The 25,008-nt window shown below is 62.7% G+C and carries 22 protein-coding genes; 15 read left to right on the top strand and 7 right to left on the bottom strand.

The window, feature by feature from the left end:
- The first annotated feature begins 8 nt into the window (after window positions 1-8).
- The 5 genes from HX803_RS19980 to HX803_RS19960 all read left to right on the top strand — a co-directional run bounded on the left by HX803_RS19980 (window position 9) and on the right by HX803_RS19960 (window position 4,233).
- The gene (locus tag HX803_RS19980) at window positions 9-665 is read left to right on the top strand and encodes an alginate O-acetyltransferase AlgF (RefSeq protein ID WP_178922810.1); all 657 of its coding nucleotides are present in this window, start codon (window positions 9-11) and stop codon (window positions 663-665) included.
- 149 nt (window positions 666-814) lie between these two features.
- Complete coding sequence (locus tag HX803_RS19975) at window positions 815-2,266, top strand: mannose-1-phosphate guanylyltransferase/mannose-6-phosphate isomerase (protein WP_176995007.1); 1,452 nt, start codon at window positions 815-817, stop codon at window positions 2,264-2,266.
- Window positions 2,267-2,540: 274 nt separating this feature from the next.
- A complete protein-coding gene (locus HX803_RS19970) occupies window positions 2,541-3,005 on the top strand; it encodes a multidrug transporter (RefSeq protein ID WP_178922808.1) in 465 nt (154 codons plus the stop codon).
- Window positions 3,006-3,019: 14 nt separating this feature from the next.
- Complete coding sequence (locus HX803_RS19965; RefSeq protein ID WP_178922806.1) at window positions 3,020-3,832, top strand: SDR family oxidoreductase; 813 nt, start codon at window positions 3,020-3,022, stop codon at window positions 3,830-3,832.
- Window positions 3,832-4,233: a DUF4440 domain-containing protein gene (locus tag HX803_RS19960; protein WP_178922804.1), complete on the top strand. Its 402-nt coding sequence runs from the start codon at window positions 3,832-3,834 to the stop codon at window positions 4,231-4,233. The genes HX803_RS19965 and HX803_RS19960 overlap by 1 nt, the downstream gene beginning before the upstream one ends.
- A 41-nt stretch (window positions 4,234-4,274) precedes the next feature.
- Here the strand turns inward: HX803_RS19960 and HX803_RS19955 are convergent, their stop codons facing one another.
- From HX803_RS19955 to HX803_RS19940, 4 genes are read right to left on the bottom strand one after another with little or no spacing between them, the layout of a single operon-like run.
- Window positions 4,275-5,126: an HlyD family secretion protein gene (locus HX803_RS19955; protein WP_178922802.1), complete on the bottom strand. Its 852-nt coding sequence runs from the start codon at window positions 5,124-5,126 to the stop codon at window positions 4,275-4,277.
- 10 nt (window positions 5,127-5,136) lie between these two features.
- Window positions 5,137-5,337, bottom strand: coding sequence for a DUF1656 domain-containing protein (locus HX803_RS19950; protein ID WP_176995013.1), 201 nt, complete (start codon window positions 5,335-5,337; stop codon window positions 5,137-5,139).
- Window positions 5,327-7,504 (bottom strand): FUSC family protein, encoded by a 2,178-nt coding sequence (locus tag HX803_RS19945; RefSeq protein WP_178922800.1) that lies wholly within the window; start codon window positions 7,502-7,504, stop codon window positions 5,327-5,329. The genes HX803_RS19950 and HX803_RS19945 overlap by 11 nt, the downstream gene beginning before the upstream one ends.
- Window positions 7,505-7,514: 10 nt before the next feature.
- Window positions 7,515-9,026, bottom strand: coding sequence for an efflux transporter outer membrane subunit (locus tag HX803_RS19940; RefSeq protein ID WP_178922798.1), 1,512 nt, complete (start codon window positions 9,024-9,026; stop codon window positions 7,515-7,517).
- A gap of 181 nt (window positions 9,027-9,207) precedes the next feature.
- Between HX803_RS19940 and HX803_RS19935 the strand changes: the two genes are divergently transcribed.
- The 5 genes from HX803_RS19935 (at window position 9,208) to HX803_RS19915 (ending at window position 13,823) form a co-directional block, all read left to right on the top strand.
- Window positions 9,208-10,176: a LysR family transcriptional regulator gene (locus HX803_RS19935; RefSeq protein ID WP_176995016.1), complete on the top strand. Its 969-nt coding sequence runs from the start codon at window positions 9,208-9,210 to the stop codon at window positions 10,174-10,176.
- A gap of 214 nt (window positions 10,177-10,390) precedes the next feature.
- A complete protein-coding gene (locus HX803_RS19930; RefSeq protein ID WP_178922796.1) occupies window positions 10,391-11,365 on the top strand; it encodes a D-glycerate dehydrogenase in 975 nt (324 codons plus the stop codon).
- A 217-nt stretch (window positions 11,366-11,582) separates the two neighbouring features.
- Entirely contained in the window at window positions 11,583-12,485 is a 903-nt protein-coding gene (locus HX803_RS19925; RefSeq protein WP_176995018.1) for a chemotaxis protein CheV, read from the top strand.
- Window positions 12,486-12,488: 3 nt separating this feature from the next.
- Complete coding sequence (locus HX803_RS19920) at window positions 12,489-12,971, top strand: N-acetyltransferase (RefSeq protein WP_178922794.1); 483 nt, start codon at window positions 12,489-12,491, stop codon at window positions 12,969-12,971.
- Between the two features lie 108 nt (window positions 12,972-13,079).
- Window positions 13,080-13,823: a YkgJ family cysteine cluster protein gene (locus HX803_RS19915; RefSeq protein WP_178922792.1), complete on the top strand. Its 744-nt coding sequence runs from the start codon at window positions 13,080-13,082 to the stop codon at window positions 13,821-13,823.
- Window positions 13,824-13,932: 109 nt separating this feature from the next.
- On the opposite strand, the gene HX803_RS19910 is transcribed toward HX803_RS19915, so the two are convergent.
- The 3 genes from HX803_RS19910 to HX803_RS19900 form a co-directional block, all read right to left on the bottom strand.
- Window positions 13,933-15,501, bottom strand: a complete 1,569-nt coding sequence (locus HX803_RS19910) for a PAS domain-containing methyl-accepting chemotaxis protein (RefSeq protein WP_178922790.1) — start codon at window positions 15,499-15,501, stop codon at window positions 13,933-13,935.
- A gap of 107 nt (window positions 15,502-15,608) precedes the next feature.
- Complete coding sequence (locus tag HX803_RS19905; RefSeq protein ID WP_178922788.1) at window positions 15,609-16,391, bottom strand: transporter substrate-binding domain-containing protein; 783 nt, start codon at window positions 16,389-16,391, stop codon at window positions 15,609-15,611.
- Window positions 16,392-16,554: 163 nt separating this feature from the next.
- A complete protein-coding gene (locus HX803_RS19900; RefSeq protein ID WP_178922786.1) occupies window positions 16,555-16,788 on the bottom strand; it encodes a hypothetical protein in 234 nt (77 codons plus the stop codon).
- A gap of 214 nt (window positions 16,789-17,002) precedes the next feature.
- Between HX803_RS19900 and HX803_RS19895 the strand changes: the two genes are divergently transcribed.
- From HX803_RS19895 to HX803_RS19875, 5 genes are all read left to right on the top strand, one after another.
- Window positions 17,003-18,169 (top strand): efflux RND transporter periplasmic adaptor subunit, encoded by a 1,167-nt coding sequence (locus HX803_RS19895; protein ID WP_178922784.1) that lies wholly within the window; start codon window positions 17,003-17,005, stop codon window positions 18,167-18,169.
- Window positions 18,166-21,261 (top strand): multidrug efflux RND transporter permease subunit, encoded by a 3,096-nt coding sequence (locus HX803_RS19890; protein WP_178922782.1) that lies wholly within the window; start codon window positions 18,166-18,168, stop codon window positions 21,259-21,261. Before HX803_RS19895 ends, HX803_RS19890 begins: the two co-directional genes overlap by 4 nt.
- A gap of 9 nt (window positions 21,262-21,270) precedes the next feature.
- A complete protein-coding gene (locus tag HX803_RS19885; RefSeq protein WP_064450771.1) occupies window positions 21,271-21,948 on the top strand; it encodes a heavy metal response regulator transcription factor in 678 nt (225 codons plus the stop codon).
- The gene (locus tag HX803_RS19880; protein ID WP_178922780.1) at window positions 21,938-23,302 is read left to right on the top strand and encodes a heavy metal sensor histidine kinase; all 1,365 of its coding nucleotides are present in this window, start codon (window positions 21,938-21,940) and stop codon (window positions 23,300-23,302) included. Before HX803_RS19885 ends, HX803_RS19880 begins: the two co-directional genes overlap by 11 nt.
- Window positions 23,303-23,625: 323 nt before the next feature.
- On the top strand, window positions 23,626-24,948 hold the full coding sequence (locus HX803_RS19875) for an OprD family porin (RefSeq protein WP_178922778.1): 1,323 nt from the start codon (window positions 23,626-23,628) through the stop codon (window positions 24,946-24,948).
- The last annotated feature ends 60 nt before the right edge of the window (window positions 24,949-25,008 follow it).

Raw genomic sequence — 25,008 nt, 5'->3', positions numbered from 1 at the left:
TAACTCACATGACTTTCACTACAACTCCTCGTCGTCTCGCTAAAACCCTGGCCATTGCAGCCGGTTTGAGCTTCGTATCGATGTCCGCCTTCGCCGGCGGTGACGCCGCGCTCTACGGCCCGACCGCGCCAAAAGGCTCGAGCTTCGTGCGGATCTACAACGCCAGCAACCAGGAAGTCAGCGCCACCGTCGGCGCGACCAACCTGAGCGACGTTGCGCCCCTGGCCAGCAGCGACTTCAGCTTCATGCCGGGCGGTGACTACAGCGCCAAGGTGGGCAGCCAGACCGTGCCGGTCAAGCTCGCCCCCGACCACTACTACACCCTGGTCAACAGCGGCAGCGGCCAGCCCCAGCTGATCGAAGAGCCGCCGTTCAAGAACAAGCAGAAGTCCCTGGTGCGTGTGCAGAACCTGAGCGACAAGGCCCTGACCTTGAAGACGGCAGATGGCAAGACCGACGTGGTCCAGTCGGTGGCCGCCAAGGGCCGTGGCGAACGTGAAATCAACCCGGTGAAAGTGAGCCTGGCGTTGTATGACGGTGACAAGAAAGTCGGCGATGTGAAGCCGGTTGCGTTGGAACGTGGTGAAGCGGCGGTGCTGTATGTGACGGGCTCCGGTTCGAGCCTCTCGCCAGTCTGGGTGAAACGCCCGGTGTCGACCCGCTGATTAGCTTTTGAAATTGACGCTCCCTCTGTGGGAGCGGGCTTGCTCGCGAATGCGGTGGTTCATCCACAGATGTGCCGACTGACACGCCGCTTTCGGGAGCAAGCCCCCTCCCACAGGCTCTGACCCATATCGATTCAAGGAGAAACAGCATGATCCCAGTAATCCTTTCCGGTGGTAGCGGCTCACGTCTTTGGCCGCTTTCCCGTAAACAGTTCCCTAAACAATTCCTGGCGCTGACCGGCGAGCACACCTTGTTCCAGCAAACCCTGGAGCGCCTGGTGTTCGAAGGCATGGACACGCCAATCGTGGTCTGCAACAAGGACCACCGTTTCATCGTCAATGAGCAACTGAGCGCCCGCAAGCTGGAAAGCCAGCGCATCCTGATGGAGCCGTTCGGCCGCAACACCGCGCCGGCCGTGGCCCTCACCGCGATGATGCTGGTCAATGAAGGCCGCGACGAACTGATGCTGGTGCTGCCCGCCGACCACGTGATCGACGACCAGAAAGCCCTGCAACGCGCCCTGGCCCTGGCCACCGTGGCCGCCGAGCGTGGCGAGATGGTGTTGTTCGGTGTGCCGGCCACCCGCCCGGAAACCGGCTACGGCTATATCAAGTCCACCAACGATTCGCTGCTGCCCGAGGGCGTGAGCCGCGTCGAGCAGTTCGTGGAAAAACCCAATGAAAAACGCGCCGTCGAGTTCGTCAAAAGCGGCGGTTATTTCTGGAACAGCGGCATGTTCCTGTTCCGTGCCAGCCGCTTCCTCGAAGAGCTGAAAAAGCACGATCCGGACATCTACGACACCTGCCTGCTGACCCTGGAGCGCAGCGAGCAGACCGCCGACACCGTGTCCTTCGACGAAGCCACCTTCGCCTGCTGCCCGGACAACTCCATCGACTACGCCGTGATGGAAAAAACCCAGCGCGCCTGCGTGGTGCCACTGAGCGCCGGCTGGAGCGACGTGGGTTGCTGGGCGTCGCTGTGGGCCGTCAACGATAAAGACGCCAACGGCAACGTGAGCAAGGGCGATGTGGTGATCCAGGACAGCAAGAACTGCATGATCCACGGCAACGGCAAGTTGGTGTCGGTGATCGGCCTGGAAAACATCGTGGTGGTGGAAACCAAGGACGCGATGATGATTGCCCACAAGGACAAGGTCCAGGGTGTCAAGCAGATGGTCAACACCCTCAACGAACAGGGCCGCAGCGAGACCCAGAACCACTGCGAAGTCTACCGTCCGTGGGGCTCCTACGACTCGGTGGACATGGGCGGTCGCTTCCAGGTCAAGCATATCTCGGTCAAGCCGGGCGCGTGCCTGTCGTTGCAGATGCACCACCACCGCGCCGAACACTGGATTGTGGTCAGCGGCACCGCCGAAGTCACTTGTGACGAGAATGTGTTCCTGCTCACCGAGAACCAGTCCACCTACATCCCGATTGCCTCCGTGCACCGCCTGCGCAACCCGGGCAAGATCCCGTTGGAGATCATCGAAGTGCAATCGGGCAGCTACCTGGGCGAAGACGATATCGAGCGCTTTGAAGATATCTACGGTCGCTCGACGCCGGTTGAGCGTGGCGTGTCGGTGAAAACCATCGCGCAGTAATACTGTCGTACAAGAAGCCCCCGTCCAGCCGACTGCGTCCCCTATCCGCAGCCGGTTGGGCGGGGGCTTTTTCTTTGGGTTTTGCAGTGATGCTGAAGGCGCCATCGCAGGCAAGCCAGCTCCCACAGTTGACCGAGTACATCCTTTGGAACACGGTCAACTGTGGGAGCTGGCTTGCCTGCGATAGCGCCCGCCGAATCAACACTTATCTCAAGCTGACCAATCCCACCTACGCTTACGTTAGGATGCTCGTTCCCTATTCGAGGTGGTCTCCATGTTCTTCGGCGTTCTCCTGATCATCACCTGGCTGATCCTGCTGCTGCGCTACCCCGCCAAGGCCTTGCCGGTGTCCCTCGCGGCCGCCGTGGGCCTGGGTTTCGTGGCGATCTGGGTGGTGTGGCTGGACAACCGTGAAGCCTCGCAACTGGCGCGCCTGGAACTGCGCATCACCTACGCGGCCGACGAATGCCCTGCCGATCGGCCGCTCAAGCTGACCCTCAACAACGGTAACGACGTGCCCCTCACCGAACTGCGCTGGCGCGTCGCCGCCTATGCGCCGGGTGACACCGTCAACCTGGCCGACAACGTCTACGCCGCCCCGCGCTACCGCGGCCCCGGCGAGCTGCAAGCCGGCGCCACCTGGGAAGACTGCTTGCCCACCCCGCCACTGCGCCCCGGTTACCGCCCGCAAACCCTGGAATTTCGTGCCGAACACCTGCAAGGTGGCTTCTCGGACTGACAAAGGACTGACCCATGCCCAACGTTCTCATCACCGGCTGCTCCAGCGGTATCGGCCGCGCCCTGGCGGATGCCTTCAAGGCGGCCGGCTATCACGTGCTGACCAGCGCCCGCCGCGAAGCCGACGTGATCGCCCTCAACGACGCCGGTTTCCAGGCCGTGCTGCTGGACGTGAATGACAGCACCGCCCTGCAAACCCTGGCCACCCAGGTGGGCGAACTGGACGTGCTGATCAATAACGCCGGCTACGGCGCCATGGGCCCGCTGCTCGACGGCGGCACCGACGCCCTGCAACGCCAGTTCGAAACCAATGTGTTTTCCATCGTCGGCGTGACCCAGGCGCTGTTCCCGGCCCTGCGCCGCAGCAAAGGCCTGGTGGTGAATATCGGCAGCGTTTCCGGCGTGCTGGTCACCCCGTTTGCCGGCGCCTACTGCGCCTCGAAAGCCGCCGTGCATGCCTTGAGTGATGCGCTGCGCATGGAACTGGCGCCGTTTGGCGTGCGAGTCATGGAAGTCCAGCCCGGCGCCATCAACACAAGCTTCGCGAAAAATGCCGGGGCCCAGGCGGAATTGCTGATCAACGAACAATCGCCGTGGTGGCCCATCCGCGACGGCATCCGCGCACGCAGCCAGGCCTCCCAGGACAAACCAACCCCGGCCGCACAATTCGCCGCCGAGGTGCTCAAGGCCGTTCAGCACCCCCGGCCACCGCGCCTGCTGCGCGCGGGCAATGGCAGCCGGGCGTTGCCGTTGATGGCGGCGTTGTTGCCCAAGGGTTTATTGGAACGCGTCTTGAAGAAGCGCTTTGGCTTGGAACGGAGTTTGTAATGATCGACTACAGCGACTTTTTTGAAGAAGTGATCCAGACCCACGTCGAGATCGAGCAATGGTTTGCCGGGGTTGCGCCTGAGGGCACGTTGGAAAACCTGCTGGCGCGCTTCTCCCCCGAGTTCAGCATGGTGGCGCCCGCGACGGGGACGCGGGTCAATGCGGCCGGCGTTAAAGCGCTATTCACACGCCTGGGCGGCATGCGCCCGGGGCTGAAAATCACCTTGAGCGAAATGGCCGGGATCGACCGGCATGCGCGTGGCGCGACGGTGACTTACCGCGAGCATCAGGTGGATGACAGCGGCACTCAGACAGACCGCCGCGCCACCGTAGTGTTCGAGAAACAGGCCAGCGGCGCGCTGTTGTGGCGCCACCTGCATGAAACCTTCATCAAGGCCTGACACCCCCTACTGTAGGAACCGGCTTGCCGGCACCTACAGGGTTATTCGTTGACGATAACGGTGCAAGTGATGCCCGCCGCCAACAACACACCTTCCGGCACTTCATCAATGTGAATCCGCACCGGAACCCGCTGGGCCAACCGCACCCAGTTGAACGTCGGGTTCACATCGGCGATCAGCTCACGGCTCTCGGGGTTGTCGCGGTCGTAGATGCCGCGCGAGATGCTTTCCACGTGGCCCTTCAAGGTCTCGCCGCTCATGAGCTGCATATCGGCTTTGTCACCGACTTTAACGTGGGGCAGCTTGGTTTCTTCAAAGAAGCCATACACCCAGAACGAGTTCATATCGACTACGGCCATCTTGGCCTCGCCGATGCGCGCGTAGTCACCGCGATGCACGTTCAGGTTGGTGACATAACCGTCCACCGCCGCCACCACTTGGGTGCGTTTCAGGTTCAGCTCGGCCGCTTCCAGTTGCGCCAGCGCGTGTTGGTAATCAGCGAGTGCGGAGTCGGCGATGTTGCTGGCGTCGTCGCGGTTTTCCTTGGAGATCACCAGGGCGTCGAGGTCGGCGCGGCGGTGGGCGTTGACCTTGCGCATTTCCCAGGTGGCTTTGCGTGACGCCACCAGCGACTGCGCTTGCTTGACGGCAATGCGGTAGTGCTCGGGGTCGATCTGCATCAGCAGGTCGCCCTTCTTCACCAACTGGTTGTCGCGCACCGGCACGTCGACCACTTCACCGGTAACGTCGGCGGCCACGTTGATGATGTCGGCGCGCACACGGCCGTCGCGGGTCCAGGGGGTCTCCATGTAATGCACCCACAACGTGCGGCCAATCCAGATCGCCAACGCCAATACCAGCAAGGTGGCGAGCAGGCTGAAAAACTTTTTCATCAGGGCATTCTCAACGGTAGACGGTCAGCGCCAGCGCGCCGAACAGACAAACGAACAGGCTCAGGCGCAGCAACGCCGGGTGCCAGAAAAAACGGTACAGGTCGTACCCGGCCAGGAAGCGGTCCACGCCCCAGGCCAGCCCCGCCGCGATCAGGAACATCAGGGTCATGGTCGGCATATAAATGCCGTGGAACGCGATTTCACGGGGCATGCGCAGCTCCTTTGAGGGCAGCGAGGGGCGATTGCGGGTCAAGCAACGAGGTGCGGATAAAGTGCAGGTAGCTTTTCACCCGGCGCAGGGCCGAGGTGTCGAAGTGCGGCGCGAAGGGTTCGTCGGTGGCCTGCACGCGGCTGATGGCGTGGTCTACGGCGATCAAGCCGCGCTCCAGGTTGCTGGCGCTGGGTTGCAGGAACAACCGCACCAGCGAACGGCCCATCACACGGATCGCCTGGCGCCACGGCTGGGACTCGGCATACGCCGGATGCACCGGCAGAATCGCCTGTTCCTTGCGCAATTCGATGATCGCGTGGCCGACTTCCAGCACCACGAACATCCAGCGCAGCAGGTCGCGCTGCACCTGCGGCTGGCCGACGGCGAGGCCGTAAGCCTGGTGCAGCAGGTCGCGGGTGCGGCTTTCAAAGCTCGACGCCAGGCCCTTGAGCTTGCCGCTGATGGCATACACCACCTGCTCACGCAGGTCCTGCTCCAGCCGGCGCCACAACCAGCGGCTGTTGGGCGGCAGGATGATCGCCCCGGCCGCCGCGCACACCAGCATGCCGATGACCATGGCGATGTAGTCGTTGATGAAAGTGTAGGGGTTGTAGACCGTGAGGTTGTCGGGCACCGAGCCGGTACTGAAGAAGATCAGCAGGCCCACGCCAACACCGGCGTACTGGGGGCGTGATGCCAGGAACGAACCGAAGATGATCACCGGCGCAAGCATCACGCACAGCAGCGGGAAGCCGTCGATCCAAGGGAACACGAAGAACATTTCGACAAAACCCACCAGCGCACCAATGAAGGTGCCGCAGGCCATTTGAAAGGCCATGCGTTTCGGGTTGGGCGTAGCGGCAGACAAGCCCACGGTGGCGGCGGCGATCAGGGTCATGGTCGCGCCGCTGGGCCAGGCCGTGGCCACCCAGTAACTGCCGAGCACAACCAGAATGAATGACGCGCGAATGCCCGATGCCGCACAGGCCAGCCAGTTGGTCTTGGGGGTAAAGGTTTCGTCCCACTGTTCGCGTTCGTGGCTGTGATCGGCCAGTGACGCATGGGTTTGCGCGTAGTTGTGCAGGTCGTCGACGAAGCGGTAAAGCAGCTCGTAGGCGGTGTGGAAATCCAGCTGCTCGGCTTCGCTGGGTTCACCTTCCTGGAAGGCCGTGCGTAGGGCACGCACCTTGGCGGGCAAGCCGTCCTTGTAGGCGCTGAGTTGGGCCACCAGCCCTGCGGCGTCGGGGCTGGTGAGGGCACGGCCGGAAAAACCATCGAGCAGTTCGGCCAGGTCCTGCAGGCCGGGCTTGATCGCAGCGACCACGTGGTCCGCCGCATCGGCACGCAAGCGTTCGAGCAACTGGTGCAAGGCGTTGAAGCGTGTGGTGATGCTCATGAATTCGCTGTTCAAGCGACTGAGCCGGCCATTGCGCCGACGCATGTGCGGGTCTTCAAACACCGTGACACTGCGCAGCCCTTCCAGGCCCACGGCTTGCGCGATAAAGCGCACGTTGCTGGCCTCGAAGCCCTCGCGCTGGCTGCGCCCACGCAAGCCGTCGGTGACAAACAACGCGAACACGCCAAAACGCTGGTACAAGGCATTGCGCATCGCGGCGCTGGAGGTTTGCGGCAAGATCGCGGCGCTGACCAGCGTGGAGCACAGAATCCCCAGGGAGATTTCCAGCACGCGCCATACCGCCGCCATAAAGGCACCGTCCGGATGGGCCAGGGCCGGCAAGCCGACCATCGCCGCCGTGTAGCCGGCCAGCACAAAACCATAGGCGCGAAAGTTACGGTTGCGCGTGGCGCCAGCCGTGCAGATACCTACCCAGATCGCCAGTGCGCCGAGGAACAGCTCGGTGTTTTGCGCAAACAAGGCGATCAAAAACACCATCACCGCCGACCCCGCCAGGGTGCCGAGGAAGCGATAGAAACTCTTGGCGAACACCTGGCCGCTCTGGGGCTGCATCACGATGAACACGGTGATCATCGCGGTACGCGGTTGCGGCAACTCCAGGCGCATGGCCAGCCACAGCGTGAGGAACGCGGCGATCAGCACCTTGAAGATATACACCCAGGTCACGCCGTCGCTGCGTGCCCAGTCGAAAAAACCGCGGCGCCACTCAAGGGCGTGCAGCCAGCGCAGCGGTGCAGGCAAGGGAGTCATCGACACCTACTCAGTGATCAAACACGGCCAGCGCCGCCGGGGTCTTGCTCGGGAGCGTCTTGGCGTCCTGCGGCACATCGTTGCCCGCTCCCAGGCCACCGCCCAGGGCGGTGATCAGTTCGGCATGGGCACTCAGCCGCGCGGCCTGCACTTGCTGCTCGATCTGTTGCTGATGGAACAGCAAGGTCTGGGCGTTCAGCACGTTGAGGTAATCGGTGAGGCCGCGCTGATAGGCGATCATCGCGATGTCGTAGGTTTTCTGCGCCGAGGCCACCGATTGCGCGGCGAAGGTCGCTTGTTTGTCCATGGATTCGCGACGGATCAACTGGTCGCTGATGCCCTTGAGCGCATTGACCAGGGTCTGGTTGTACTTGGCGACGGCAATGTCATAACCCGCGCTGGCTTCGCCCAGTTCGGCGCGCAGGCGGCCGCCGTCGAAGATCGGCAAGGTGATCGCCGGGCCGACGTTGTAGTTGAGTTTCTTGCCGGCCAGGAATTCCAGCATGCCGCCGCCGGTGGCCATGTAGCCCAGGCTGCCGACCAGGTCGACGTTGGGGTAGAAGCCGGCATGGGCCACGTCGATACCACGGGCCTGCGCCGCCACTTGCCAGCGGCTGGCGACCACGTCCGGGCGTTGGCCGAGCAGTTGCGCGGGCAGGCTCGACGGCAATGCCAGCGGGGCGGCCAAGGCCAGTGTCGGGCGCTGCAAGTGCGCGCCCTCCCCCGGGCCCTTGCCGGCCAGCGCCGCCAATTGGTTGCGGGTCAAGGCGATTTCTTCATCGAGCGCATCCAGCTGGCGATGGGTTTCCGGCAACGGGGTCTCGGCCTGGCTGACGTCGAAGTGGGTGCCGATGCCAGCGTTCAGGCGTTTGTTGGCCAGGTCCAGGATCTGCTGTTGCTGGGCCAGGGTGGCGGCAACGATGTCGCGGTTGGCGTAGTGCAACGACAGTTGGATATAGGCGCGCACCACGTTGCTCTGCAGTTCGAGCTGGGCCAGGCGCGCTTCGGCAACGCTCATGTGTGCCAGGTCGACAGCACGCTCGGTGGTGTTACTTTCACGCCCCCACAGGTCCAGGGCGTAGCTCAGGCCCAGGGACGCATTGTTATCCCAGGTGTTGGCACCGCTGAGTTCACCCGGGCCGTAGAACTGATCTTTCGGCCAGTTGTGGCGCTTGAGGCTGGTGTCGCTGTTGACCTGCAACGACTCGGCCGATTCGGCAACCCCGGCCATGGCACGGGCCTGGCGCACGCGGGCGGCGGCCATGGCCAGGCTCGGGCTGTTTTGCGTGGCGAGGTCGACCCAGCGGTTCAGTTGCGGGTCGCCGTATGTTTGCCACCATTGCGCGGTGGGCCAACGGGCGTCGCGGGCAGCGCTCTGGATCGCTTCGTCGGTGGCCAGGGAGTTGACGCTGAGGGCCCGGCCTTGGGGGGCGATTCCTCCGGTTCCGATGCAGCCGCTGATTGCTAACGATAAGGCCAAAACACTGAGAGTCTTTAGCTCTCTGCTGATGCGAAGCGGCACGGCACGCGTATTCCTGAGAGGTGGAGCGGGAAAGGTGGCGCAATTCTAGGCGGAGGCATGGAGGACGATAAGCTGGCATTCCTGTGAATCTTTGTTACCGTTCAGGCGATAATCCGTTGGTAGGGATCACTGGACGGCGTAACTTTCTGTCACAATTTGTTATCTCCCCTGAGAACACTCCATGGACACTTTGCAAAACATGCGCGCCTTCAGTTGCGTGGCCGAAGCCGGCAGCTTCACCGCCGCCGCCGTGCAACTGGACACCACCACGGCCAACGTCTCGCGCGCGGTCTCCAACCTTGAGGCCCACCTGCAAACCCGCTTGCTCAACCGCACCACCCGCCGTATTGCGCTGACCGAAGCCGGCAAGCGCTACCTGCTGCGCTGCGAGCAGATCCTGGCCTACGTCGAAGAAGCCGAGGCCGAAGCCAGCGACGCCCACGCGCGCCCGGCCGGGCAGTTGAAAGTCCACACCATGACCGGTATCGGCCAACATTTCGTCATCGACGCCATTGCCCGCTACCGCCGCACCCACCCGGACGTGACCTTCGACCTGACCCTGGCCAACCGCGTGCCGGACCTGCTCGACGAGGGCTACGACGTGTCCATCGTGCTGGCCAGCGAACTGCCGGATTCGGGGTTTGTGTCCCAGCGCCTGGGTATTACCTACAGCATCGCCTGCGCCTCGCCGGACTACGTCAAGGCCAAAGGCTGTGCGCAACGTCCGCAGGACCTGCTCAACCACGCCTGCCTGCGCCTGGTGAGCCCGGTGATCCAGTTGGACAAATGGACCTTCAACGGCCCCGAAGGCCAGGAAAGCGTGGCGATCAACACCTCGCCGTTCCTGGTGAACTCGGCCGATGCGATGAAAACCGCGATCACCAGCGGCATGGGCGTCGGCCTGTTGCCGGTGTACGCGGCCATCGAAGGTTTGCGTAACGGCACGCTGGTACGGGTGATGCCGACCTACCGCTCGCAGGAACTGAACCTGTACGCCATCTACCCGTCGCGCCAATACCTGGATGCGAAGATCAAGACCTGGGTGGAATACCTGCGCGGTTCGCTGCCGGAAATCCTCGCAGCGCACCAGGCGGAGTTGGCCGCCTATGAACTGAGCGGCGGCCTGGGCGGCGTGCGCATGGCCACCTGATCTCTAACCGACAATAAAGATCAAATGTGGGAGCGGGCTTGCTCGCGAAAGCGGTGTATCAGACAAAGATGTATTGACTGACACTCCGTCTTCGCGAGCAAGCCCGCTCCCACATTTTGAGCAGTGTTCACATTGGTTCGGTGGTGTCCTGACAACTTTGGATAAGAATGTTAGCGTGCTTGGCATTCTCCCGTAGTCGATGAGCCCGCCTGCAATGAAAAAGACTGTCCTCGCCTTCAGCCGTATCACCCCGCCAATGATCGAACGCCTGCAACAGGAATTCGAGGTGATCGTGCCCGACCCCAAGCGCGGGGACATCAACGCTCAATTCAATGAAGCCCTGCCCCACGCCCATGGTTTGATCGGTGTAGGCCGCAAGCTGGGTCGCGCGCAGTTGGAAGGTGCAAGCAAGCTGGAGGTGGTGTCCAGCGTGTCGGTGGGCTACGACAACTACGACGTGCCCTACTTCAACGAGCGCGGGATCATGCTCACCAACACCCCCGACGTGCTCACTGAAAGCACTGCTGACCTGGCCTTCGCCCTGCTGATGAGCAGCGCGCGTCGGGTAGCCGAGCTGGACGCCTGGACCAAGGCCGGCCAATGGAAAGCCAGCGTCGGCGCGCCGCTGTTTGGCTGCGATGTACACGGCAAGACCCTGGGCATCGTCGGCATGGGCAATATCGGCGCAGCCGTGGCCCGACGTGGGCGGCTGGGTTTCAACATGCCGATCCTGTACAGCGGCAACAGCCGCAAGACCGCGTTGGAACAGGAGTTGGGCGCCCAGTACCGTAGCCTGGACCAACTGCTGGCCGAGTCGGACTTCGTGTGCCTGGTGGTGCCGTTGAGCGACAAGACCCGTCACCTGATCAGCACCCGCGAGCTGGGTTTGATGAAGTCCAGTGCGATCCTGATCAACATTTCCCGTGGCCCGGTGGTTGATGAACCGGCGTTGATCGAAGCCTTGCAGACCCAGCGCATCCGTGGCGCCGGGCTGGATGTGTACGAGCAGGAGCCGTTGGCGGAGTCGCCGCTGTTCCAACTGAGCAACGCGGTGACCCTGCCGCATATCGGCTCAGCGACGAACGAAACCCGCGAAGCCATGGCCAACCGCGCCCTCGCCAACCTGCGCAGTGCCTTGCTGGGCGAGCGCCCGCAGGATCTGGTGAACCCGCAAGTCTGGAAGGGCTGATTCAGCAGCCCCGATTGTTCCCCTTAACCTGTAGGAGCCCGGCTTGTTGTGGCGAGCGAGCTTGCTCGCGCTGGAGTGCGGAGCGCTCCTTAGCTTTTAAGGCCGCCTCGCAGCCCAGCGGGAGCAAGCTCCCTCGCCACAGGTAACGTCTACAGTTTTTGGCGTGCGGGTCGATAACTCTGTATAGATCGTCATCCCTGATCCACAGAAGGTTTTTATGTCCACCACCAAAGCCCGCGCAGATTCACTCTCGCTTCTGCTCTTTACCTTGCGCAGCGGCAAGCTGATGGCGATCAACCTGCTGAAAGTCAGCGAAATCATCCCCTGCCCGCCCCTGACCCGGCTGCCGGAATCCCACCCGCACGTCAAAGGCATCGCCACCCTGCGCGGCGCCTCGCTGTCGGTGATTGACCTGAGCCGTGCCCTGGGGGAAATGCCCCTGCAAGACCCCGACGGCGGCTGCCTGATCGTCACCGACGTGAGTCGCTCCAAGCAGGGCCTGCATGTGCAGGCGGTGAGCAAGATCGTGCACTGCCTGACCACCGACATTCGCCCGCCGCCCTATGGTTCCGGCGGCAACCGTGCGTTCATCACCGGGGTCACCCAGGTGGAAGGCGGGCTGGTGCAGGTGCTGGATATCGAGAAAGTCATCCACGGCATAGCGCCGGCACCGATCGAAGCGGCGCCCACCGACCTGACCATGGAAGAGGCCGAAGTGCTGGGCAATGCGCGGATTTTGGTGGTGGACGACAGCCAGGTCGCCCTGCAGCAATCGGTGCACACCCTGCGCAACCTCGGCCTGACCTGCCACACCGCCCGCAGCGCCAAGGAAGCCATTGATGTGCTGCTGGAGCTGCAAGGCACGGTGGAGCAGATCAACGTGGTGGTGTCGGACATCGAGATGTCTGAAATGGACGGCTATGCGCTCACCCGCACCCTGCGCGAAACCCCGGATTTCAAGGACCTCTATGTGCTGTTGCACACCTCCCTGGACAGCGCGATGAACAGCGAGAAAGCCCGCCTGGCCGGTGCCGACGCGGTGCTGACCAAGTTCTCCTCGCCCGAGTTGACCAAGTGCCTGGTGGTCGCGGCCCAGACCGTGGCACAAAAGGGCCTGTAAGCCTTGGCCGAATACTTCCAGCTGCTACGCCGCGACCTCCTCGGCAGCCTGCCTGCGCCGCAATGGCCGGCGGGTACACAGCTGGACCATTACCGCGATGAACTGGCCCCGGCAATTCATGCCGTGTTGAGCATGACCCAGGCGCAAGGCGGCGGCCGCGTGGCCAGTCTGGAGGAATGGCGCCAGCAGTTCACCACCGATGCCGAGTTCGACCCCAGCCTGTGCCTGGTGGCCAGTAACCGCGATGGCATCCTTGGCGTGGCCCAGTGCTGGACCAGCGCCTTTATCAAGAACCTGTCCGTACACCCCTGCGCCCAGGGCCAGGGGCTGGGTCGGGCCTTGTTGCTGCACACCTTCCACGTGTTCAAGCAACGGGGCGAACCCTACGTGGACCTCAAGGTGCTGGAGAGCAACGGGCGTGCCCGGCAGTTGTACGAAAGTGCGGGCATGCGGTTTGTCCTGCGCGATGTCGTGCAAGAGCACTGACAGGCACTGGCGCACAACTTGCTTCCAGAGAGCCTGAACGGCGGATAGAGGTAAAAACCCGCCGCCGTTCGAGAGTGCCCTCTGACCTTGCCTGGTGACAGATCCTCCATGAATACTCACTTTTCCTGCGTGGGTTGCGGCAAATGCTGCACCGACCATCACGTGCCCCTGACCCTCGACGAAGCCCGGCAGTGGGCGGCTGACGGCGGAAACGTCATTGTTCTGGTGGAGGGTTTCCTGGGCAATGGCCTGGGCCTGCCGCAGGCCCAACGCGAACACGCCGAGCGTCGTTCGGTGGTGGTGCCCAGCGGCAATACCGAGGCGTTTGTGGCAATCACCTTTGCCGCTTACAACGCCGGGCGCTGCCGGAATCTTGACGAAGACGACCGTTGCCGCATCTACGAGCGCCGGCCATTGGTGTGCCGTATCTACCCGATGGAGATAAACCCGCACATTCCATTGAACCCGGCAGCCAAGGACTGCCCGCCCGAATCCTGGGAGCAAGGGCCGGCGCTGATCGTTGGCGGCGAACTGATGGATCAGGAATTAGCCGAACTGATTCGCCGTTCACGCCAGGCCGACCGTGATGACGTGCAAACCAAGGAAGCCGTCTGCGCCTTGCTGGGCATTCGCACCACGGCGCTCAAGGGCGACGGGTTTACTGCCTACCTGCCGGACATGCATGCCTTTGCCCAGGCGATCGCCTTGGCCGTTGACCAGCCCGCCGTGTCAAACGAGTGGGTGTTCCATGTGTCGGGGATGGACATCGCCGAACAGTTGCTGGATGCCGGCGCGCAGATTGCCACCGAGGTGCCGGCCAACTATGCGTTTATTTCGTTGAGGGCTGCGTAAGGCCGACTGGCCTCATCGCGGGCAAGCCCGCTCCCACGGGGAATCGCATTCCAAAATGTGGGAGCGGGCTTGCCCGCGATGAGGCCAGCACATTCAACGCCAACCCAGATCAGTGCCGCTTGCCCCAGAACTCCTGCGCCAGCTGGCGCAAGTCGTCGGCCAGCGTCGCCACATCGCCAGAACTGAGCTGGCTTTGCCGGCCAGCGCTGACGGTGGCCTCACCGGCATTGCGGATGCCGACAATATTGCGATTGATGTCTTCGCTGACCGCGCTCTGTTCTTCCACCGCTGCGGCGATCTGCTGGCTCATGGCGGTAATTTGAGTGACACGCTGGCTGATACCGTCCAGCGCCGCCGCGGCCCGCTGCGCCTGCTGGACACTGGCCTCGACATGTTCGCTGCTGTGGGCCATGGCTTGCACGGCATCGCGCGCGCCGCTTTGCAGGGTGCTGATCATGCGCTGGATTTCGTTGGTGGATTGCTGGGTGCGCTGGGCCAGGCCGCGTACTTCATCGGCGACCACGGCAAAACCCCGCCCCTGTTCACCCGCGCGCGCAGCCTCAATGGCGGCGTTGAGAGCCAGCAGGTTGGTCTGCTCGGCAATCGCGCGGATCACCTCCAGTACGCCGCTGATTTCACCGCTGTGGCTTTCCAGTTGATGGATCACCTGTGTCGCGCGCGCCAGCTCATCGGACAGGCGCAGCACCGCATCGCGGCTCTCATCGACGCGCTGGTGACCTTCACGGGTTTCACTGCCGGCCTGGTCGGCGGCCTTGGAGGCCTCCAGCGCATGGTTGGCGACTTCGGCAACGCTGGCGGCCATCTGGTGGATCGCCGCCGCCACTTGGTCGGTCTGGGCCTGCTGGCCCTGGCTGCTGGCCTGGCTGCTGTCCAGATGCGCCACCAGTTGCGCCGCATGCCCGGACAAACGCAACGACGCATCACCGATGCGCCCCACTACCGCGCCCACCTGGGCTTCGAGCATCTGCAAGGCGAACTCGATCTGCCCGCACTCGTCGCTGCGCCCGGTGTAGATCGCCTGGCTCAGGGGGTTGTCTGCAATCAGCCGCGCCCGCTGATTCAACTGTGCGAGAGGGCGCATGATCACTTTGACCCCCGCAGCCCCCACCGCACACCCCGCCACCAAGGCCAGCAGTTGCCAAGCGAGGGAATAGGTGACCAAACCCAATGCCCAGGTCATACCACTGGTGCCAATCACCCAAGCCGATAACTTCGCCCCCATGCCGAACGCCGGCAGTCTGCGGCGCTTGCCCGCCCGTAACTGCGCATACGCGCGCTCCGCTGCCACCACCCGGCGCGTGTCGGGCTTGGTACGCACCGACTGGTACTCCACCGCCTTACCCTCGCGTGTCACCGGTGTGGCGTAGGCACTGACCCAATAATGGTCGCCGTTCTTGCAACGGTTCTTCACCATGCCCATCCACGACCGTCCGCTCTTCAGGGTGCGCCACATGTGCGCAAACGCAGCGGCCGGCATATCCGGATGACGCAACAGATGGTGGGGTGAACCGAGCAGTTCCTCGCGGCTATAGCCACAAACGTCGATGAAGTCCCCGTTGGCGTAGGTAATCGCGCCTGTCAGGTCGGTGGTCGAAAGGATGTTGGCGTCAGGGGCAAAGTCCACATTTCGACCGGTGACCGGCAGATTGATCTTCATGGATAAGCGCGCTCGTAATTATTGGAGGAGTCGGCAGGGCGTCGACTCTAAGCGCACCGAAAGGGCAAAGATTGATCCAGCTCATGTTCCGCGCAATTAATTAGCCATCACTGCATGGCAAACGGAGCATCAAGCCGATAGGGCTGCAGGATGCGCTGGTATTCGCCGCTCTGCCTCAGTTGCTCCAGCGCGCGGTTGAGTTGGTTGCGCAACGCGGTGTCGGTCTTGCGCAGGGCGATCGATACGCCGTCACCGAGCAGGTCAGCCGAAACGGCGGGACCAAGAAAGTCGAACCCCTCGCCGTCGGCCGTGTCGAGCAGCGCCTCGCGGATCTCCACCGAGCCTTGCAACGTGGCGTCGATATCACCGGCAACCAGGCTGCGGACCAACTCCTGGTTAAGCCAGAAACTTTTGATCAGCACACCTTGCGGCTCCCACTGCGAACGCGCAAAGGCTTCACGATTACTGCCCAGCAACACCCCTACGCGCTTGCCGCGCAGGGAACGCGCAGTCGGCCTCAGGCCTGACGTTCTGCGGGCAACCAGGCGGGTGGTGAAGGGATAGAGGTTGTCGGTGAAACTCACCCATTGGCGCCGTTTCGGCGTCGGCGCAATGCCCATGATCGCGTCGAATTGCCGGGCTTCCAAGGAGGAAAAGTCCTCGACGACCCGCTGGTCGACCCAGGTACATCGCACGTTGAGTTGCGTGCACAGGGCGTTACCCAACTCGATGTTCAAGCCGACCAACTGCCCTTGCGGGTTACGGTTCTGGAAAGGGGGAAAGAGTGCGGCAACGCCGAAACGGATTTCTTCGCGCGGTTGCTCGACGACCGCGACCGCATCAACGGAGAGTAACAAGGCAAGCGCTACACAAATGTGTATCAAGACCACGGAAACATCCTTTTCCTGAAAAACGGCAGCAACCGCCCCAGTCGACATCAACCGGGGCGAGACCAATGCTGCGCAAGCTTTCAAGAAATGGAGACGGACCTACAAGCAGAAATGTCGACTAACGCTGTAGGCAACAATCGACGCAATGTGTGACCCATTACTCTCAGCGTTTACCCATCGAGCGACGTGTACCCGGTGGTGCCATGCCTGGGGTCTTGGTATGGCCGTTCTTGGCACCGCCCTTGTACCAAGGCTGCGCGGCAGGCTTGGCCCCGGCCAATTCCCCCGGCTTGAACGGAAACTTGAACGCCGGGATCTCGGCTTTTTCAACGCTTTGAGCGTCGGCCGGATCGACGAGGTCGGCCGCTTCAACAGGGGGGTGTGTCGGGGAAGTCATGGAAGCTCCGGGGCGTGCAGAAAAGGAGGCGAGGCCGGCTTGCGGGCCCCACTGGCGCGCAGTATACCTGTGCCTCCCTAATCTTTAACCATCGCCTGTACGAATGGTCCTACCTTAACTGACAGCGCTGTCAGATAGCGGTCACTTTGTTGACCGGGTCCACAGGCTATAAGTACGCCTTCATCCTCCCACTTTCTGTCCCGGCGCCCTCAGCATGCTTATTCGACGCAACACCGCCTTGATCGCAGGCATCCTCGTGATAGTGGTCATCGCAGCCTGGGTGTTCACCCGGCCCGCCAAGACCAAACTGGTGGCGTCGACGGCCGTGCCGGTGCGCGTGATCAACGTGGTCGAACAGGACCTGCCGCGTTATGTCAGCGGCATCGGTTCGGTGCTGTCGCTGCACAGCGTGGTGATCCGCCCGCAGATCGACGGCATCCTCACCAAACTGCTGGTCAAGGAAGGCCAACTGGTCAAGGCCGGCGACCTGCTGGCAACCATCGACGACCGTTCGATCCGCGCCAGCCTCGACCAGGCCAAGGCGCAGTTGGGCGAGAGCCAGGCGCAGTTGCAAGTGGCATTGGTCAACCTCAAGCGCTACAAGGAATTGAGCATCGACGACGGCGTGTCGAAACAGACCTACGACCAGCAACAAGCCCTGGTCAACCAGTTGAAAGCCACGGCGCAAGGCAATCAGGCCGCGATCGACTCGGCCAAGGTTCAGCTTTCGTACACACAGATTCGTTCCCCGGTTACAGGCCGCGTCGGCATTCGTACGGTGGACGAGGGCAACTTCCTTCGCATGAGCGACACCCAAGGGTTGTTCTCCGTCACCCAGATCGATCCCATCGCCGTGGAGTTTTCCCTACCACAGCAAATGCTGCCGACCTTGCAGGGGCTGATCGCCGCCGAGCACCCGGCCAGCGTCGACGCCTTTCTCGGTGCCGATACCGAAGGTGAACACAGTGAGCTGCTGGGCGAAGGCCGCCTGAGCCTGATCGACAACCAGATCAACAGCACCACTGGCACTATCCGCGCCAAAGCCGAGTTCCGTAACAACACGCAGAAGCTCTGGCCGGGCCAGCTGGTGACGATCAAGATCCAGACCGCCCTCGACCGCAACGCCCTGGCCGTGCCGCCGACCGTGGTGCAGCGAGGCCTGGATTCGCACTTCGTGTATCGCGTCAACGGCGACAAGGTGGACATCGTGCCGGTGCAGGTGCTGTACCAGGACAGCGAACTCAATATCCTCAAGGGCATCCAGGCCGGTGACGTGCTGGTCAGTGATGGCCAGTCGCGCCTCAAGTCCGGTGCCAAGATCGAGATTCTCAAGGAGCCACCCCAGGTGATCCAGACCGCTGACGCCAAGGTGCAGCCATGACGGCGCGGGGGTCGGTTTCCGCCTGGTGCATCGACCGCCCGGTCGCCACCCTGCTGCTGACATTCGCCCTGGTGCTGCTGGGGGTGATCGCGTTCCCTAGACTGCCGATCGCCCCCCTGCCGGAAGCCGAATTCCCAACGATCCAGGTGACCGCCCAGCTACCCGGCGCCAGCCCCGACACCATGGCGTCCTCCGTGGCGACGCCGCTGGAAGTGCAATTCAGTGCCATCCCCGGCATGACCCAGATGACCTCCAGCAGCGCCCTGGGCTCAAGCCTGCTGACCCTGCAATTCACCCTCGACAAGAGCATCGACACGGCGGCGCAGGAGGTGCAGGCCGCCATCAACACCGCGGCCGGCAAACTGCCCAGTGATATGCCGAGCCTGCCGACCTGGCGCAAAGTCAACCCGGCAGACAGCCCGGTGCTGATCATCAGCGTCAGTTCCCATGACATGCCCGGTACCGAGTTGAGCGACCTGGTAGAAACCCTGCTGGCCCGGCAGCTCAGCCAGGTCGACGGCGTCGGCCAGATCAATATCACCGGCCAGCAACGCCCGGCGATCCGCGTGCAGGCCTCGCCCGACAAGCTCGCAGCCATCGGCCTGACCCTGGCGGACGTTCGCCTGGCCATCCAGCAATCCAGCCTGAACCTGGCCAAGGGCGCGCTGTACGGCAAGAACAGCGTGTCGACCCTGGCGACCAACGACCAGCTGTTTCACCCGGATGAATACGGCGACCTGATCATCTCCTACAAGAACGGCGCCCCCGTGCAACTGCGGGATGTGGCCAAGGTGGTCAATGGTTCGGAAAACGCCTACGTCCAGGCCTGGGCGGTTGACACTCCCGGCGTCAACCTGGTGATTACTCGCCAGCCCGGCGCCAACATTGTCGAGACCGTAGAACGCATCCAAGCCGAAATGCCGCGCCTGGAAGCCATGCTGCCGGCCTCGGTCCAGGTCAGCGTGCTGATGGACCGCACCACCACCATCCGTGCCTCGCTGCACGAAGTGGAAATGACCCTGCTGATCGCCATCCTGCTGGTGGTGGGGGTGATGGCGATTTTCCTGCGCCAGTGGTCGGCCACCATCATTGTGTCCAGCGTGCTGGGCGTGTCGCTGATTGCCAGCTTTGCGCTGATGTACGTGATGGGCTTCAGCCTGAACAACCTGACCCTGGTCGCCATCGTGGTGGCCGTGGGGTTTGTGGTGGACGATGCGATCGTGGTGGTGGAGAACATCCATCGCCATCTCGAAACCGGCCTGGACAAGCGCGAGGCGGCGATCAAGGGTGCCAGCGAGATTGGCTTTACCGTGGTGTCGATCAGCGTGTCGTTGGTGGCCGCGTTTATCCCGCTGCTGTTCATGGGCGGCGTGGTCGGCAGGCTGTTCAAGGAATTCGCCTTGACCGCCACCTCGACCATCCTGATTTCCGTCGTGGTGTCCCTGACACTTGCGCCGACCCTGGCGGCGCTGTTCATGAAGGCGCCCCACCATCGCCCCCATGACAAACCCGGCTTTGGTGAACGCCTGCTGGCGGGGTACGAAAGAAACCTGCGACGTGCCCTGGCCCATCAACGCACGATGGCAGGTATTTTCCTGCTGAGCCTGGGCCTGGCCGTGGTCGGCTACGTGTTTATCCCCAAGGGTTTTTTCCCGGTACAGGACACCGGTTTCGTGCTCGGTACCAGCGAAGCCGCAGCGGACGTGTCGTATCCGGACATGGTTGCCAAGCACAAGGCACTGGCCGAAATCATGAAGGCCGACCCTGCCGTGCGAGCCTTCTCCCACTCCGTCGGCGTCACCGGCAGCAACCAGACCATCGCCAACGGCCGCTTCTGGATCTCCCTCGTGGACCGGGGTGACAGGGACGTGTCCGCCAGCCAATTCATCGACCGCATCCGGCCCAAATTGGCCGCAGTACCGGGGATTGTCCTGTACCTGCGCGCCGGCCAGGACATCAACCTCAGCTCGGGCCCCAGCCGCAGCCAGTACCAATACGTGCTCAAGAGCAACGACGGCGCGACGCTCAATACCTGGACCCAACGCCTGACCGAAAAACTGCGCTCCATTCCGGCGTTCCGCGATATTTCCAACGACCTGCAGCTGGGCGGCAGCATCACCCACATCACCATCGACCGCCGCGCGGCTGCACGCTTCGGCTTGACCGCCACCGACGTCGACCAGGCGCTGTACGATGCCTTCGGGCAACGCCAGGTCAACGAGTTCCAGACCGAAATCAACCAGTACCAAGTGGTGCTGGAACTCGACACCCGCCAGCGCGGCAAGGCCGAAAGCCTGAACTACTTCTACCTGCGCTCGCCCCTGACCAATGAGATGGTGCCACTGTCGGCACTGGCCAGCGTCGATGCACCCACGGTCGGGCCGTTGTCCATCAGCCACGATGGCATGTTCCCGGCCGCCAACCTGTCGTTCAACCTGGCGCCCGGCGTGGCCCTGGGCGATGCGGTGATCCTGCTTAACCAGGCGAAAAACGAGATCGGCATGCCGACCTCAATCATCGGCAACTTCCAGGGTGCCGCCCAGGCGTTCCAGAGTTCGCTGGCGAGCCAGCCATGGCTGATCCTCGCCGCGCTGGTGGCGGTCTACATCATTCTGGGGGTGCTGTATGAGAGCTTTGTGCACCCGCTGACCATCATCTCGACCCTGCCCTCGGCGGGCCTGGGTGCACTGGTCATGTTGTGGCTGCTGGGCCAGGACTTTTCGATCATGGCGCTGATCGGGCTGGTGCTGCTGATCGGTATTGTGAAGAAGAACGGCATCTTGCTGATCGACTTCGCCCTGGAGGCCCAGCGTACACGCGGGCTCACCCCGCAGGATGCGATCTTCGAGGCCTGCATCACACGGTTCCGTCCTATCATCATGACGTCCTTGGCGGCCCTGCTCGGCGCCCTGCCACTGATGCTCGGCTATGGCGCCGGCGCCGAGTTGCGCCAGCCACTGGGTATCGCGGTGGTCGGCGGCTTGCTGGTGAGCCAGGCGCTGACGCTGTTCACTACACCGGTCATATACTTGTACCTTGAGAAGTTTTTCCACCGGCCCACACCTGCGCCTGCGTTGGCGACCACACACTGAGGCGGTGTCATGCGCGTCCTGATTATTGAAGATGAAGAAAAAACCGCGGACTACCTGCACCGCGGCCTGACAGAACAAGGCTACACCGTCGATGTAGCCCGCGAAGGTGTCGAGGGCTTGCACCTGGCGCTGGAGAACGATTACGCCGTGATCGTGCTCGATGTGATGCTGCCGGGCCTCGATGGCTTCGGTGTGCTGCGAGCCTTGCGCGCGCGCAAGCAGACGCCGGTGATCATGCTCACCGCCCGCGAGCGCGTGGAAGATCGCATTCGTGGCTTGCGCGAAGGCGCCGATGACTACCTGGGCAAACCGTTTTCGTTCCTGGAACTGGTGGCGCGCCTGCAGGCGTTGACCCGTCGCAGCGGTGGCCATGAGCCGGTGCAGGTGACGGTCGCCGACCTGTGGATCGACCTGATCAGCCGCAAGGCCAGCCGCAACGGCCTGCGCCTGGATCTGACGGCCAAGGAGTTCTCGCTGCTCAGCGTATTGGCACGGCGCCAGGGTGAGATCCTGTCCAAGACCGCCATCGCGGAAATGGTCTGGGACATCAATTTCGACAGTGACGCCAACGTGGTGGAAGTGGCGATCAAGCGCCTGCGCGCCAAACTCGACGGGCCGTTCGAACAGAAACTGCTGCACACCATCCGTGGCATGGGCTACGTGCTGGAGAACCGCAGTGTCGGCTAACTCCATCGCCCTGCGCCTGAGCGGTATGTTCACGCTGGTGGCACTGCTGATCTTCATGCTGATCTGCGGCGCGCTGTACCAGCAGGTGGACCGTGGCCTGGGGTTGTTGCCGGGCGCCGAACTGGACGCACGCTACAGCGTGCTGGAGTCGTCGGTGAACCGCTTCGGCACGCCGGACCATTGGGCGAAAATCACCGCCAAGCTCAAGCTGCTCGGCGAAGAAGACAAGCGCATCCGCTTCTGGGTGGTGAGCAGCGACCCGACGTACGAGTACGGCAACCCCGACGCCCAGATCCGCGCTTTCGCCGAAGGGCCAACCGGCAAGCGCGACCTGCGTCTGCCCGGGCACGAGTACCCGTTCAAGGTGCTGTTGAGCCAGTTCCCGGCCAAGGAACAACGCCCGCCCCTGCGCTTCATGATCGCCATCGACACCGAGAACTTTCGCGCCACCCAGCACCAACTGCTGATGGCACTGATCGGCCTGGCCTGTGTCGGCGTGGCGCTGGCGGCGTTGCTGGGCTTCTGGGTGTCGCGCATCGGCCTCAAGCCGCTGGGCAAGCTCTCGGATGAAGCGCAGAAACTCGCCCCGCCCAAACTGTCCGGGCGCCTGCACTTGTCGCCGCTGCCGCCGGAACTGAGCCAGTTCGTCAACTCGTTCAACTCCACCCTCGACCGCGTGGAACAAGCCTACTCGCGCCTTGAGTCATTCAATGCCGACGTGGCCCACGAACTGCGCTCGCCGCTGACCAACCTGATCGGCCAGACCCAGGTGGCGCTGACCCGTGGGCGCTCGGCCGAGCACTACTTCGAGGTGCTGCAATCGAACCTCGAAGAACTGGAACGGCTGCGCTCGATCATCAACGACATGCTGTTCCTCGCCAGCGCCGACCAGGGCAGCAAGGCCACCAAGCTGATCGAAAGCTCCCTGGCCGATGAAGTGGCAACCACCCTCGATTACCTGGACTTCATCCTCGAAGACGCCCAGGTCAAGGTGAGGGTGCGCGGGGATGCCTTGGTCCATATCGAAAAGGCCCACTTGCGCCGCGCCTTGATCAACCTGCTGAGCAACGCAGTGCAGCACACCGCGCCCGGGCGGGTCATCGAAGTGAACATTGAAGTGCAGGACCATCAGGTGGCGATCGGGGTCACCAACCCGGGAGACGAGATTGCCAGCGAGCATTTGCCACGCCTGTTCGAGCGCTTCTACCGGGTGGATGCCTCGCGCAGCAACAGTGGCGCCAACCACGGCTTGGGGCTGGCCATCGTCAAGGCGATTGCATTGATGCATGGCGGGGATGTGTTTGTGCGCAGTGATGGCGGCGGCAATACCTTTGGCATCACCCTGCCCGTATAGCCCCAAAACACCTTGGCCCAAATGTGGGAGCTGCGGTGTATCAGGTAAGCCCTCCACGTCTCTAACTGTTGCGATTTGGGCAACAGTCATAATCTTGTTACACTCTGTATCGCACCGCTCACCTGCGTTAATTTGACGCACCGATGAGCGAGACGGCAAGGCAGCTTCCCGCTTACCCGAATTTCCCTCGACTTATTTCCAGGGCTCTACACTGGGAATCTGTTCAAAGCCGCTGACTTCAGCGGCTTTTTTTTGCCGTAAAAAAGGCCAGGCACACCCCCACGACATTGGCCGTTTTCGATTGACCCAAAGGAGCTCCACCGGTGAAGAACTCGCTGACGTTCACCCCGTTATTCCTCGCAATTACAGCAACGATTACCCCCCTTGCCCACGCGGCAGACACCACCCCCGCCGACGGTTTCGTCGAAGGCGCCCACCTCACGATCAACACCCGCAACTACTACATGAACCGCGACCGTCGCGACATCCACACCGATGACAGCAAGGAATGGGGCCAGGGCTTTCTCGGCACCTTCGAATCCGGCTACACCCAGGGCACCGTCGGCTTTGGCCTGGACGCCCACGCCATGCTTGGCCTCAAGCTGGACGGCGGCGGCGGCACCGACGGTTCCAGCATCCTGCCCGTGGGCTCGGGCAACGGCAAAGCCCCGGGGTCGTTCTCGACCGCTGGCGGCACGCTGAAAATGCGCGCGTTTGATAGCGAATTGAAAGCCGGCGACCTGTTCCTCAACAACCCGGTGATCGCCGGCGGCATGACCCGCATGCTGCCGCAGACGTTCCGAGGTGTGAGCCTGGCCAACCACAGTTTCGATGGCTGGATGTTCGAAGGCGGCCAGGCCAGTTTCACCAAGCTCTACAACCAGAGCGGTCATCGCCGCATCGGCACCAGCTACGGCGCCTTGCCCGACCACGCCGACAGCCAGCACCTGGACTGGGCCGGCGTGTCCTTCAGCGGTGTGCCAGGGCTGACCAGCAACCTGTACGCCTCCGAACTCAAGGACGTGTGGCACCAGTACTACTACGACCTGGACTACACCTACGCCCTTAACGACCAGGTCAGCCTCAACCCGGGCCTGCACTACTACCGCACACAGGACACCGGGCAATCGCTGCTGGGGGCGATCGACAACAACACCTACAGCCTGCATTTCACCGTGGGCGTGGGCAACCACAGCGTTACCGCCGCCTACCAACGGGTGAACGGCAACACCCCGTTCGACTACATCACCCAGGGCGACAGCATCTACCTGGACAACTCCCAGCAGTACTCGGACTTCAACGGGCCCAACGAGCGCTCCTGGAAACTCAAGTACGCCTATGACTTCGCCGGCCTTGGCCTGCCGGGCCTGACGTCTGCCGTGTCCTACATCAGCGGCAAGACCGACCTGACCAAAGTCGACCCCGATAGCCGTGGCTACAGCGCCTGGTACAGCGCCGATGGCAAAGATGCCAAGCATTGGGAACGGGACATTGACCTGAAATATGTGGTGCAGGGTGGCAAGGCCAAGGACCTGGCGGTACGCCTGCAATGGGCGACCAACCGGGGTGGCAAGGGCTACTCGGCGGTGGATCGGGACGTGGATGAATACCGGGTGATCGTCGACTATCCGATCAACGTGTTCTGATTTCCTGTTAACCAATCATTTAATTTTCATCGCGCAGCACTAAACTGCCAGCATCTACTC

The sequence above is a fragment of the Pseudomonas sp. P7548 genome (genome assembly GCF_013386585.1).
Taxonomy (GTDB): Bacteria; Pseudomonadota; Gammaproteobacteria; order Pseudomonadales; family Pseudomonadaceae; genus Aquipseudomonas.
Note: the sequence above shows the minus strand (reverse complement) of the source record. Positions and strands in the feature narration are given on the sequence as shown.